At 30.6% G+C, this 14,426-nt stretch carries 10 protein-coding genes and 1 other RNA gene; 5 read left to right on the plus strand and 6 right to left on the minus strand.

The features are described 5' to 3' along the window. Positions 1-438: 438 nt before the first annotated feature. Entirely contained in the window at positions 439-2,019 is a 1,581-nt protein-coding gene (locus CLU82_RS20335; RefSeq protein WP_100845100.1) for a SusD/RagB family nutrient-binding outer membrane lipoprotein, read from the minus strand. Between the two features lie 148 nt (positions 2,020-2,167). Further along, positions 2,168-5,209, minus strand: a complete 3,042-nt coding sequence (locus CLU82_RS20340) for a SusC/RagA family TonB-linked outer membrane protein (RefSeq protein ID WP_100844823.1) — start codon at positions 5,207-5,209, stop codon at positions 2,168-2,170. A 469-nt stretch (positions 5,210-5,678) separates the two neighbouring features. Between CLU82_RS20340 and CLU82_RS20345 the strand changes: the two genes are divergently transcribed. The 3 genes from CLU82_RS20345 to CLU82_RS20355 all read left to right on the plus strand — a co-directional run bounded on the left by CLU82_RS20345 (position 5,679) and on the right by CLU82_RS20355 (position 9,034). Further along, entirely contained in the window at positions 5,679-6,533 is an 855-nt protein-coding gene (locus CLU82_RS20345) for a sensor histidine kinase (RefSeq protein WP_232735284.1), read from the plus strand. Beyond that, entirely contained in the window at positions 6,523-7,224 is a 702-nt protein-coding gene (locus CLU82_RS20350; protein ID WP_100844825.1) for a LytTR family DNA-binding domain-containing protein, read from the plus strand. The genes CLU82_RS20345 and CLU82_RS20350 overlap by 11 nt, the downstream gene beginning before the upstream one ends. 334 nt (positions 7,225-7,558) lie before the next feature. Continuing rightward, positions 7,559-9,034, plus strand: coding sequence for an MFS transporter (locus CLU82_RS20355; protein WP_100844826.1), 1,476 nt, complete (start codon positions 7,559-7,561; stop codon positions 9,032-9,034). 213 nt (positions 9,035-9,247) lie between these two features. On the opposite strand, the gene fsa is transcribed toward CLU82_RS20355, so the two are convergent. The 3 genes from fsa to ffs all read right to left on the minus strand — a co-directional run bounded on the left by fsa (position 9,248) and on the right by ffs (position 11,005). Beyond that, positions 9,248-9,904 (minus strand): fructose-6-phosphate aldolase, encoded by a 657-nt coding sequence (gene fsa, locus CLU82_RS20360; RefSeq protein WP_100844827.1) that lies wholly within the window; start codon positions 9,902-9,904, stop codon positions 9,248-9,250. 100 nt (positions 9,905-10,004) lie between these two features. After that, complete coding sequence (locus CLU82_RS20365) at positions 10,005-10,808, minus strand: SDR family oxidoreductase (protein ID WP_100844828.1); 804 nt, start codon at positions 10,806-10,808, stop codon at positions 10,005-10,007. 99 nt (positions 10,809-10,907) lie between these two features. Next, positions 10,908-11,005: signal recognition particle sRNA small type (gene ffs, locus CLU82_RS20370), an RNA gene on the minus strand. 87 nt (positions 11,006-11,092) lie between these two features. On the opposite strand from ffs, the gene CLU82_RS20375 reads away from it, so the two are divergent. Together CLU82_RS20375 and hutI are read left to right on the plus strand one after the other, a co-directional pair. After that, positions 11,093-12,142 carry a glutaminyl-peptide cyclotransferase gene (locus tag CLU82_RS20375; RefSeq protein ID WP_100844829.1) on the plus strand — a complete coding sequence of 350 codons (1,050 nt, stop codon included), beginning with the start codon at positions 11,093-11,095 and terminating at the stop codon, positions 12,140-12,142. 7 nt (positions 12,143-12,149) lie between these two features. Next, positions 12,150-13,388 carry an imidazolonepropionase gene (gene hutI, locus CLU82_RS20380; protein WP_100844830.1) on the plus strand — a complete coding sequence of 413 codons (1,239 nt, stop codon included), beginning with the start codon at positions 12,150-12,152 and terminating at the stop codon, positions 13,386-13,388. A 76-nt stretch (positions 13,389-13,464) separates the two neighbouring features. On the opposite strand, the gene CLU82_RS20385 is transcribed toward hutI, so the two are convergent. Continuing rightward, a complete protein-coding gene (locus tag CLU82_RS20385; RefSeq protein ID WP_100844831.1) occupies positions 13,465-14,340 on the minus strand; it encodes a hypothetical protein in 876 nt (291 codons plus the stop codon). Positions 14,341-14,426 lie beyond the last annotated feature (86 nt).

Genomic DNA, 14,426 nt, shown 5'->3' on the forward strand with positions numbered 1-14,426 from the left:
ATTTTATTTTCTAAAAAAATAAAAGAAATTTCGATAGTAATAGACTCTTTAAACAAAGTATAAATACTTTACAAATCAGAGTGATTGTTTTTTTTAGTCTTCAAGTCAATTTAAAAAGTCTTGTAAACTATAGTGTAAAAATATAAGGAATATACTCCTCAAAAAAATAAATTAAACCAACAACTCTGTTTTTTAAACCAACTACATCTTTCAATCAATAATGTGGTTTTTAAATAAAAAAAGAAACTGTTATTTAAAGTAAAAAGAACTTTAGCTGGTAATAAATAATCTTTTACAAACAAAGTAGAAATAATTTTATAAATCGGAGCGATTAGCTATATAGCTTTTAATTAAAAAATCTTGCAGCATTTTTTAATTCTTTTTTTATATCCAGACAGGTGAAAACCTGTCTGGAATAAAAAATAACAATTTGTATTCTTAGAATTTATTAACTCCAGTATCCCACCAAAGTCTACTTCCTCCATCGTCATCATCTCCTAAAAGTTTAACCCCTTGGGCATAACCTGCTGGATTAGAAGTTTTCTCATTTACTGGGAAATTCACTCTTTTAACAAAAGCTCCAGCTTCAATTTTTCCTGCAGAAAAATTGTTTACAGGTAAAAATAATTTAGGATATCCTGTTCTTCTAGTCTCAGCCCAAGCTTCTTGACCATCAGGGAAACCTGCAATCCATTTTTGAGTAATAATTTTTTGCAATTTAACTTCGTTACCAGCACCTTCAGACCACTTAACAGATACTAAATTTTTAGCAGTAATATTATTACCAGCATTTAATGGATCAGAGAAATCATCAGGCATTGAAGTATCATCATTAATATAAGTAGAAGCGCTTCCTGCATTCAATTGCGCAAAAGAAGTTGCAATACCAGACTCATAAAATGATTGAGCAGTTCCTCCAACATTCCATCCTTTTAAAGCTCCTTCAGCTTTTAAGAAATGTGACTCCGCAGCACAAAACCAAGGAATCATATTTTGTCTAACAATTTTACCTACTATAGAAAATTGATCCGCTTTTGCAAATCTATAATCATCATTAACCAAAGAACCCATTCTGATACCTTGATAAGTACCATTTTTTGCAGCTTCGAAGAACGTAGCTCTTCTTGGATCATTATAACCATTCATGATTGTAGTAAGAGCTCCTCCAGCAACAATATCCGCCCATGGTCCACTATAAGTTGCAACAGGATGATCAGCTAAATAGAATACGTTATCGTCATTTGAAGTAATAACACCATATCCTTTTAAAGCCTCTTCTCCTTCAATTTTTGCTTTTGCTGGATTAACATTCGAAATACGCATTGCTAAACGCAAACGCAAAGAATTAGCAAATTTTATCCATTTTACAATATCTCCTTTTGCAGTAGTTCCATCAGTAGGATCAGCTGCATCCGGGAAAAAGGTTTTAGTACCACTAGCTACTTTTGCATTCAAAATATCTGTAGCTGTTTTTAACTCTGCAAAAAATTGATTATAAACTGCTTCTTGTGAATCATAAGGAGTTGTTCCATCTGGATTTCCAAAACCAGAATATACGATTGGCCCATAATAATCCGTAGTTTTATGCATAGCATAAACTTTCAAAATCAAAGACCATGCATAAAATTGTGGGTACTTACCTTTTGTTGCTTTTTCAAGATTATATGCATACACCATTTCATTTTGATACTTTTGAACCCATTCCGCTTGATTCCAACCGTCAGAAAGAGCATAAGTAGAGTTATTATTATTACCAGCAAAATCATGAGGAGTAGCCATATATCCAGAGAAAATATCAGCACTTAAATTGAACTGAATATCTCCTTGCCAATCATCAGCAACAAGAATATACATTCCGCGCTCCATTTTTTTAATTGGAGCTTTTACGTGATTAAAGTCTTGTTCTAATTGTGTGTTACTAAAATTAGAATCACTATTATTTATATCCTCAAAGTCACCTGTACAGCTACCTAACGAAAACGCTAAAACTGTACCTAACATTAATAATTTATTTTTCATTTGTGAATTTTTATTGTTAATTAAAATCATTTTTATTGCATTATAAGCCACTCCTTTCGAGTTAATCAGTTATCCTAAACCATTATAGTTTTCAAGAAACTTATATCTTATAATAACCAAAAGGTTTAGTCCTTATTTAATAGTAATATTAGAAAGTTAAATTTAAATTAACACCAATACTTCTTGTAGATGGCATTCCAAAAATATCTACTCCTTGTAAACCTTCTCCTGAACTTAAAGTTACGTTTGGATCAAACGGAGCATCTTTATAGAAGAAAAATAAGTTTTTACCAACAAGTGAAACATTCACAGTCTTAAAAATAGTTGTTTTACTGAAATCAAAAGAATATCCTAATGAAAGCTCACCTAACTTAACGTTTGTAGCTTTGTACATATACTCACCTGTAGCACCACTTCTATCTCCAACTTGATTGTAGTAATCTTTAGCAGACATTGTAGTTACAGCATTTCCATTTGTATCAACTGCATTTATAGCAACTCCTCCAGCATCTCTTGCATCAGCTGTTACTTGAGACACACCATAAAAATCTAACATTGCTTGAGTCATACTCATTACATGTCCACCAAATCTTCCATCAACAAGTACATTTAAGAAAGCTTTTTTGTATTTGAATGTATTAGAAAAACCTAACATAAAATCAGGATTTGAGCTTCCTAAATCTTGAAATGCAGTTTTTTGAATACGACCATCAGCATCTAATAAAATTTGACCTTGGTCATTTCTTACAATATTTTTACCTTGAATTTGTCCAAATGGTTTTCCAACCTCTAAAACATATCTATAACTATTAGGGTCTCCGTTAGTTAAAACAACTGTATTAACACCACCATTAACACCAGGTCCTAAATCTAAAACTGTATTTTTGTTTGAAGCATAATTTAAATTTAAGTCCCAAGAGAAATCACCTGCAATAACTGGCTTAGCAGATAATGTTATCTCAAATCCTTTATTTTGAATACTACCTGCATTAAATGCATAATTAGCATATCCTATAGTATTCGGAACTGGAGCTGGAGCTTGTATTAATTGATTTTTTGTTTCGTTTTGGTAATATGTAAAATCAAATCCAATTCTGTTTTGAGCAAATCTCCATTCTGTACCAAGCTCAAATGAATTTTGTTTTTCTGGTTTTAAAGATGAAGTTGGACTTTGACCAACTTGAGGAACACTAAATTGACCTCCAACTATAGTATTTAAAGGTGTAGTTAAAAAAGCACCAACATCATTACCTACCTGAGCATAAGAAGCTCTAACTTTTCCAAAAGTAATTGCCTCAGGCAATTTAACCATTTCACTAATAATCGCTGTAAGACCTACTGAAGGATAAAAGAAACCTAAATTATCAGTATTAACCAATGTAGACGACCAATCATTTCTTCCTGTTACATCAAGAAATAACATTTCTTGATATCCAAAAGTAGCACTAGCAAAAACAGATTGCACTTCTTTATTAGCTCCAACAAGTTGATTATTTTTTCCAACAGAATCAAAGTTTCCTATATTAAACCAGTTTGCATAAACCAATCCACCTTTTGTTGTACCCGAATCATTTATAATCGCATCATTAACTGTTGATTTAGTTAAACTTGTACCTACAACAGCATTGAAAGAAAAAGCATCATTGAATTTTGTATTAATAGTAGCAATTAAATCACCATACAACTGAGAACTTTCACTATCAGAATAAATATACCTTCCATTAGCTCCAGATAATGTTAAATTTGTACCAGCATACATTCTTTTGTCAAATGTATTACTTAATTTATTATAACCTCCTCTAGCCTTAACACTTAACCAATTATTAGCTTTATAACTAATTGCTGCAGAAGAAATTAAAGATTGATTTTTATCAATTGATTGATTTCTGTTTAAAATCCAATAAGGATTTTGAATAATATCACTAGTACCTGTTGGCCAGTTTTGTGTCATTAAGTTTCTAGCCGGGTCAAAAACTTCAAAATTGTTTTTATAATAATCAAAATCATTTCCTCTTGGGAATAAATAAACACCAGTTAATGGATTAAAATACAATGCATTTACTGGTTTGTTTACGATTTTTTGCTCAGCATAAGATAACGAAGCATCAACTGTTACTCTATCATCAAACATCTTGATACTTTGACGAAGAGCAATATTGTTTTTCTTAAATTCATTTGTTGGTATAATACCATCAACTTTAGTATTAGCAAAAGTAAGACTTGTTGACATTTTATCTGTACCCCCGTTAATTCCAACAGAATTAATATAAGTCATACCTGTATTGTAAAAATCTTTTACATGATCAGGAGAATTTTTCTTAGCTCCCCAAGTAGTTGTAGCACCAGCCTCAGCACCGTAAGAAGTTTGAAATTCTGGCAATGAAACTACATTATCCGCAAAAACACTTGAATTGAAATTAGCTGTTACTTTACCTTCTTTACCTTTTTTAGTTGTTACTAAGATAACACCATTAGCTCCTTGAGAACCGTATAAAGCCGATGCAGAAGCTCCTTTAAGAACTGTCATAGACTCAATATCATCAGGATTCATCATAGAAATAGCATCTCCACCATCTCTATTACCTCCTGCTGTATCTCCAAAAACTTGATTTGATTGAGTAGAAGAGCTATTCAACATAGGAATACCATCAATCACATACAAAGGCTGATTGCTTGTTGCTGAAGAATTACCACGAATAGTTACTTTTACTGACCCACCTGCACCAGCTGAACTTTTACCAACAATTAGACCAGCAACCTTTCCAGATAAACTGTTCATCATGTTAGCATCTTTTACCCTGGTAACTTCTTCTCCTTTTAATTCTTGAGCTGAGTAAGTTAACGATTTTTTAGATTTTTTGATACCTAATGAAGTTACTACTACTTCTGTCAAAGCTGTAGAACCTGCCTCGTTTAATTTTACATTAATAGTATTAGACTCTCCTACTGTTACACTTTTGGTTTCATATCCTAAATATGAAATTTCTAGAGTAGCACCAGTTTTAGCCTCAATAGTAAAACTACCATCAAAATCTGTAGAGGTACTATTTGATTCTCCTTTCACACTAATGTTTGCAGAAGGTAAAGGAATACCCTTTGCATCAGAAACCAAACCCTTGATTGTTTTTACCTGCGCAAGGGTAACTTGCGTAGTAAAAATAACCATTACGATTAAAAAAATTTTTCTCATTTTTAAATTATTTTTGTTAGTTATAAAACAAATTTATTCTTAACGTCTTGTTAAAAAAAATAAATTAAACCAACAACATTATTTTTTAAACCAACGACATAATTTAATCAATAATGCGTTTTTCGAAAACGTTTTCTTGAATATATTTTTCACCTTAATTAGTTTTTTATAGTTTTTTATTCATCAAAATGGCTTTTTTAATAACAAAATGATTATTGTTGCAAAATAAAACAGATGTTTTAATTCTTTGTCCCACTTATTAATATTGCCACTTAGAAACAAAATGAAAAAAATAAAATTCCAAATAAAATTCAAAAACCATGTTTGGTTCTGGGCTATCTATTTCATTCTTAATTTTTTGAGATGGGGTGCATACTTTAATAATTATAGTTATTCTTTCAAATCGAATTTAATTGAATTTGCGCTTCACATACCGTTAGTATATTTCAATTTATTAATACTCATTCCTATGTTTGTATTAAAATCGAAATACGTTAAATACACATTTTCATTAATAGCAAGTTTGGGTGTTGTTTATTTATTAAAAACAGGATTAACTTATTATATTATTTCTAAAAATATTTGGCCAGAAGCTAATAGAGATTATAGTCCTTTTGAAATCAATCATATTGTAGCAGTTTGCATTGGAGAACTTTATGTACTTGCAATTGCTTCTTCTATTTACTTGATGCTAACATGGCTCAAAGAGAGAGATCGCAACAAAGCAATAATGGAAAATCAAAATAAAATAAAATTGAAGTATTTGAAAAATCAGATTCAACCTCATTTTTTTTTTAATACGCTAAATAATCTGTATGCCCTTTCATTAGAATCATCAAACAAAGTTCCAGATGTCATTATTAAACTTTCCAATCTAATGGAATATGTTTTATATGATATTGATGATGACAAATTTGTGCCTTTAATAAAAGAAATTGATTATATTCAAAATTATATAGAAATTGAAAAACTACGTTTTCAAAATGTTGAAGTTAGAATTAACCTCGAATCTGATATTGATGCCATAAAAGTTCCTCCTTTGCTATTTATTTCACTCATAGAAAACGCATTTAAACACGGTGGTGTAAATAACGAAAAACTCAAAATTAAAATCAACTTCAGAATCATAAAATCTAAACTTGAATTTGAAATAATAAATAATTTTGTATTTTCACACCCAATAAAGAGCAAAAAAGGAATAGGTTTATCAAATACAAAAAAAAGATTAAAGCTTATTTACAAAAATAATTTCAACATAAACCAAATTATAAAATTCAATTTTTATATTATAAAAATACAAATACCTTTATCTAATGAAGATTAAATGTGTAATAATTGACGACGAGCCTTTAGCTATAAAAGTATTACTCAATTATTTTGTGAATTTTTCAGATTTTGAAGTAATTGCAACATTTAATAATTCATTAGAAGGGCTTGAATTTATTAATTCTAATACTGTAGACGCCATTTTTTTAGACATTAACATGCCTATGATGACAGGATTTGAATTAATAAGTCTACTTGAAAATAAGCCTCGAATTGTTATTACAACAGCTTTTAGAGAATTTGCAGCAGAAAGTTATGATCTCGAAGTATTGGATTACTTAGTAAAACCAATCCCGTTACCTCGTTTTATAAAATGTATTCACAAAATTGAAGCTGAACACAATTTAAAAAATAATATTAAAATTGAAAACCATCGTGTAGAACCACACCTTTTTATCAAAGTTGATAAAAAAATGGTAAAAATTAATATTGACGAAATTCTTTTTATTGAAGGAATGAAAGAATACATTAAAGTTGTCACTGCAGAAAAGACATACATAACTCATAAATCACTAACCTCACTAACAGATGAATTACCATCTGATCGTTTTGTCCGCATTCATAAATCATATACGATTGCATTAAACAAAGTAAAATCTATAGAGGGTAATAGAATTCAGATTTTATCCTACACAATTCCTATAGGTAGAAATTACAGTAAGGAAGTTAAAAGTAAAATTTTAGAGTAAAAACTCTCTAAGAATTATACTTTGTTAAAATAACAAAATCAAATCACCACAAAGCCACTTTTAATAAATTATTTGTGTATTTATTACACTTAATTTATGATCGGAATTATTCGTTTTTTTAATCAGATCGTTACAAAAAAAACTATTCTATATCGTTATATTACTTAGTAAATAGTAATAAAAATACCATTTGTTGACAAAATAATGTCGTTTATTTAAAAGTGAAAAACTTTACCTCCTAAAATTTTTTTTTAAAATTCTTAACAAATATATTTACAGTCTTGCAGCATCAAAAAAATTAATAATAACCAAAAAAAAATTAAATTTTTAAATTATGAGTTCAGAAAATGTGCAAACCAAATGGGGACAGTTTATCTCTTTGATAATCGTCTTCTTTTTTTGGGGTTTTGTTGGTTCGGCCAATGATATCTTAATCCCAGTTTTTAAAAAAGTTTTTACTTTATCACAAGTCCAATCACAATTAGTTGCTTGGGCATTTTATGCTGCTTATTTTGTAGGATCAATAATATTCTTCCTAGTTTCTTTAAAATCTGATGTTTTACAAAAATTTGGATATAAAAAAACCCTTTCAGCAGGATTGATTCTTTCTGCAATTGGATCATTTTTATTCGTTCCAGCTGCCACAATGGAAAGTTTTCCTTTCTTTTTGACAGCACTATTTACTGTAGGTTTAGGATTCTCTATTCAACAGATTGTAGCAAATCCATTAGCAATTAAAATGGGAAGTCCACAAACAGGAGCACATCGTTTGACATTAGCAGGAGGTGTTAACTCTTTTGGAACCACTATTGGTGCAATCTTATTAGGAATAGCTCTTTTTGGAATGGGTGATAACAAAAAAACAAACCTTTCTTTAGAAGATATCAAATTACCATTTATAATTTTAGGACTTGCCTTTATCCTAGTTGCGATTTTTATGAACTTTTCTAAAATCGAAGATCCTGCTAAAGCAGATGAAGAAGAAGCTATAATTGAACACAAACATGCTAAATTTAGCATTTTAGACTACCCTCAATTATATTTAGGAATGTTAGGTATCTTTATTTATGTTGGTACAGAAGTTACGATCATTAGTAACTTACCTGCTTTATTAAAAACCCATGAATTTGGCGGTATCTTAGAAGATGCTATTGCTCCTTTCATTGCGCTATACTGGGGAAGTTTAATGATCGGTCGTTGGAATGGTGGTGTTAATGTTTTCAACACTTCCAATTTAGTAAATATTGCTCTTAAATTTATTGTACCTGCTTTAGGATTTGGAGTTATTATTGGAGCTAACATTTTTGCTGCTCATGACGTTTCTTCATTCTATATTTACCCAATCTGGATTTTACTTTTTATTGCAGTAAGTTTTGTTGGTGGTAAAAATGCTGGAAAAACATTAATGCTTTTTGGAATATCAGGTTTATTAATGATGGTAGCTGGATTAATTTGTCCAGACCCAAGTATTGCTAAATTCTTCTTTATATCTGGTGGATTATTTTTATCAATTATGTGGCCATCTATTTTCGATTTAGCCATTGCTGGTTTAGGAAAAAACACTGGAAAAGCATCTTCTTTCTTAATCATGATGATTCTTGGTGGTGGTGTAGTTCCACTTGTACAAGGAAGTATTTGTGATTTAGATTTAACTAATCCAAACGGAATATGCGGTATTAGTTATACACACTTTTCATATATTGTACCACTTATTGGTTTTGCCTATTTAGCATTTTACGGTTTTTATTGCCCTAAAATATTGAAAAAACAAGGAGTAAGTCATGTTCAAAGCGAAGGCGGAGGTCATTAAAAATTTCTAAAAAAGAACAAAAATATTAAAGCCCCATTAAAAAATGGGGCTTTTTTTTATCCTTTTCCAAATCGCTGAGAATCGCATAAAAAAAAACATTTTGAACTCAGTTTCAAATATCGTAAAATCCATACTTACAAAATCTACACGTGAATCCACAAAAAAACCTCATTGTTACATGAGGTTTTTAAAATAGATAAAATTCTAAAAATCTTATTTATTTCCTTTTTCAAAATCAGCAACAAACTGTGCCAATCCAATATCAGTTAAAGGGTGTTTCAATAAACCATAAATAGCAGAAAGAGGTCCAGTCATTACATCAGCACCAAGTTTCGCGCAATTTACAATATGCATAGTATGACGCACAGAAGCAGCCAAAATTTCAGTTTCATAACCGTAGTTATCATATATCAAACGAATTTCTTCAATAAGTCCTAAACCATCTGTAGAAATATCATCTAAACGTCCAATAAAAGGAGAAACATAAGTTGCACCCGCTTTAGCAGCCAATAAAGCTTGACCAGCTGAGAATACAAGAGTTACGTTTGTTTTAATTCCTTTATCAGAAAAATATTTAGCAGCCATTACACCTTCTTTTGTCATTGGCAATTTAACAACGATTTGCTCGTGTAAATCTGCCAACTCCTCACCTTCTTTGATCATTCCATCGTAATCCAAAGCATTTACTTCAGCACTTACATCACCATCAACCAAATTACAGATATCAACATAATGTTTCAAAATATTGTTTTTTCCTGTAATTCCTTCTTTAGCCATCAAGGATGGATTTGTCGTTACACCATCTAAAACACCTAATGCTTGTGCTTCTTTAATTTGAGCTAAATTAGCTGTATCAATAAAAAATTTCATAATATATATTTATTTAATTGTGTTCTTATCTTAATGAGGTCGCGCTATCTATACTACTTCAGTAGTTTACTTTTCTACCTCACACAAATTCGGTGCAAAATTACAATTTATAATGATTCATCAACATTTTTTCATATACTTTATCTGGAAGTATTCTTTTCAATACAATAGAAAATTTTTGCATAAAAGCACCAACCTTATAATGAACTTTGGGACTTGGGTTTTCAATAATTGTAAATACAGCTTCAGCCATTTCATTTGGATTACTTCCCGAATCCACATGTTCATCCATAGTTTTTAGGTTATTCCCATATGATAATTCATAAGCAGAACCCTTAATTACAGGTGCATGAAAACGACCAGCAGCTATGTTTGTTGCAAAATCACCCGGAGCTATATTTGTAATTTGAATTCCAAATGACTTTACTTCCATACGCAATGCTTCAGTAATTAATTCCAAAGCTCCTTTTGAAGCTGAATAAATACTTCTATATGGCAAGCCCATATACCCTGCAATTGAAGTAATATTAATAATCAGTCCCGATTGTTGCGAACGCATTTGCGGCAATGCAGCTTTTATTACTTCTATAGGACCAAAAAAATTGGTTTCAAAATTGTTTTTAATTTCTTCCATCGGAATTTCTTCCAAAGGTCCAGTAATACCAACTCCAGCATTATTAATTACAACATCCAATCTTCCTGAAACTGCTATTACTTTAGCCACAGCGGTCTGAATTGAATCTACATTTCTAACATCCAAAGCAATTAATGGAAAAATAGAATTTACAATTCGTTCTGGATTTCTACTTGTTCCATACACCACAAATCCTTTATGATGCAAAAATTCCCCAATAGATTTCCCAATTCCCGAAGAACCTCCTGTAATTAAAACAACTTTACTCATGGTTTAATTTATAAATTCATATTACTTTAGAAATGCCTAAAAATAAAAAAATCCTCCCGAAGGAAGACTACTTTTGTATAATTCTTGTAAAAATAAAAAAAATGGCAAGCGATCTACATCGCACCGCTCAACCACGTACCCTTGCTATGTTCCCATCCTGGGGGAGTCTGCAGGAGCTGGTCGTGTAGGACTTGCCAGTGCAAATATACAACCTTTTTATATTTTTGCAAGCGCTTTGCTCTAATAAAATAACGTTGTATATTGGTCTTTTTAAATTATAAACCATGAAAAAACATAACTTCTTAATTGCCATTTTATTAGGAATCACATTAATTGGATGTGGAGACACAAAAAAAGGTGAAAATTCTTTGTTCACTATTGATGATTCAGCTTTTCCAGTTCATTTTACCTCTCCAGAATCAGTTTCTATTGGTATTTTAAATCCAAATTCGAAAGAAATTGACAGTATTGCTTACTTTGTAAACGACAAAAAAGTGGGAAGTACAAAAGGGTCTGAAAAACTCAAATTTGAATTAAAAGATCAAAAATTAGGATATCAATACTTAAAAGCTACTGCTTATTTTGGATCAGATTCATCTGATGCTACTAAAAGAATTGAATTGGTTTCAAACATTACCCCAAAATTATTGAAATATAAAATCATTAATACCTATCCTCACGATACAACATCCTTTACCGAGGGTCTGGAGTTTCATGACGATGTTTTATTTGAAAGTACTGGACAAAAAGGAGATTCTTATTTAAGAAAATACGATTATAAAACAGGGAAAATCATTAAACAAATTGATTTAGATTCTATGTATTTTGGAGAAGGAATTACTTTCATCAACGGTAAATTATTTCAACTAACTTGGCAAGAAAAAACAGGTTTTATCTATGATGCAAAAACTTTAAAGCTTGAAAAAACTTTTAAATTTGATAAAAATATTGAAGGTTGGGGAATGACAAATGACGGAAAATATATTTATCAGTCAGACGGAACTGAAAAAATATGGAAAATGGATCCAGCTACTCAAAAACTAATTGATTACATCAATGTATACTCAGGTGATTCAAAAATAAAAGCTGTTAATGAACTTGAATTAATTGAAGGGAAATTCTACACTAATGTTTTCGAAAAAGACGCCATTGCTGTTGTAAATCCTAATACTGGAGCTGTAGAAGGAATTTTAGATATGTCTGGTTTACGTAAATTTTTAAATGTTAAACCTACAGATGTTTTAAACGGAATTGCTTACAATCCTAAAACTAAAACAATTTTTGTAACAGGGAAAAACTGGAACAAAATGTTCGAGATAACAGTTTTTGAATAAATAGAAAATGACAACCCTAATTACCAATATAAAAGAGCTACTTCAGGTTCGGGAAAATTCTACACTAAAAGTTGCTGGAGCAGAAATGGCTGTTTTACCAACGATTAAAAATGCCTTTTTATTACTTGAAGACGACCTAATTGCAGATTTTGGAGAAATGAAAAATTTATCTAAAATTAAAGCTGATAAAGTTATTGATGCTACTGGGAAAATAATTTTGCCCTCTTGGTGTGACAGTCATACACACATTGTGTACGCTGGCAATCGTGAACAAGAATTCGTGGATCGTATTAACGGAATGACCTATGAAGAAATTGCAAATCGCGGTGGAGGAATATTAAACTCTGCTAAGAAACTAAACGAGACCTCGGAAAAAGAAATCTATAATCAATCGAAAGTACGATTGGAAGAAGTAATGCGATTAGGAACCGGTGCAGTCGAAATTAAATCAGGTTACGGACTAACCGTTGAAGGAGAACTTAAAATACTTCGCGTGATTCAACAATTAGCACAAAACTATCCTATAACAATAAAAGCTACTTTTCTTGGTGCTCACGCATTTCCTAGCGCTTTCAAAGATAATAAAAGAGGATATCTTGATTGTATAATCAATGAAATGCTCCCAGAAATAGCCCAAAATAAATTAGCTGATTTCATCGATGTTTTTTGTGAAACTGGATATTTTTCAGTTGAAAATACTGAAGAAATAATGCAAGCTGGAATTCGATTTGGTTTAAAACCAAAAATTCACGTCAATCAATTCAATTCAATTGGGGGTATTCAAGCTGGTGTAAAATATAATGCTCTTTCAGTAGACCATTTGGAAATCATGAAGCCCGAAGATATTGAAGTTTTAAAAAATACTGAAACAATGCCAGTAGCATTGCCTTCTTGCTCCTATTTTTTAAGCATTCCTTATACTCCTGCCCGTGAAATGATTACTGCTGGACTTCCAATTGCGCTTGCAACTGATTACAATCCTGGTTCTACTCCATCAGGAAATATGAATTTTGTAGTTGCCACAGCCTGTATTAAAATGAAAATGACACCCGAAGAAGCTATAAATGCAGCAACCCTTAACGGCGCTTATGCTATGGGAATTTCTAAATCACATGGCAGTATTACAAAAGGTAAAAAAGCCAATTTAATCATCACAAAAAAAATCTCTTCATATTATCAATTGCCGTATGCTTTTGGTAGTAATTTAATCGAAAGCGTAATTCTAAATGGTCAAATATATCAATAGTTTTTTATTAAATTTAAAACAAAAAAAAAGAGCAATATTAATTTAAATATTGCTCTTTTCTAGTTTTATATACTAACTATTTCAAAGTAAAATTAGTTGAAGAAACCAATTGATCTTTATCAAATACATTCACAGCATATACTCCTTTAGCAAAATCTTTACCTGGTAAATCTTGAGAAACTTGTACAGTTTTATTTTCATATTTTACACTTGAAACAAAACTGTAAGACAATACTTTTTCACCAAAAGTGATAGTTTTTGACTGACCCAAAACATTGTTTTTACTATCAATTACCTGTACATAATAATCTTTATCACCAGATTTCGCAATTGAATTTTCAGCAATAGTAAAACTTATCTTTAAAACATCTGCTCTACTTGCTTTATCTGTAGCAATTTCTTTTCCTGAACTTTTTAATTTATAAGCCGCAGTTTGCAAATTTAAAATAGATAATTTAGCTCCTTTTTCAACAGTTTTAGATAATTCTTCATTTTGACCAACTAAAACTTCATTGAATTTTTTAGATTCTCCCAAAACTACAACAGTACTATCACGTTGACTAGTTAAAGTGACATTTTGTTTTTTCAAACCTTCATTTTCTTGCATCAATTCTTTCATATGCCCTTGCATAGATTTAACTTGATTTTTGTATTTTGACATATCCCCATTTGACTTTTTAAGCTCGTCCATCAAGTTTACCACTTTATCTCTTTCTTGCAACAATTCTTCAGACATTGATGTGTTTTCTGCAATTGCAGCATCATAAGTAGCTTTAAGGTCTTGTAAATCTTTCATAACAGATTCTTTCTCAGAACCAGTTTTTACAATTTCACTGTGAACTGCATCAACTTCTGAAGACATCTTAAAAATATAAACTAAACTTCCAACTAATAAAATAGCCAAAACAGCTATGACAGCTTTTAGACTTGAATTGTTTTTTTGATTTTCCATGTTAAAATATTATTGTTTTTTACAAATTTAATAATATATATAACGCAACTTAGCCCAATTATATTATTTTTGAAAAATATTTTTTT

The sequence above is a fragment of the Flavobacterium sp. 5 genome (assembly GCF_002813295.1).
Lineage (GTDB): Bacteria > Bacteroidota > Bacteroidia > Flavobacteriales > Flavobacteriaceae > Flavobacterium.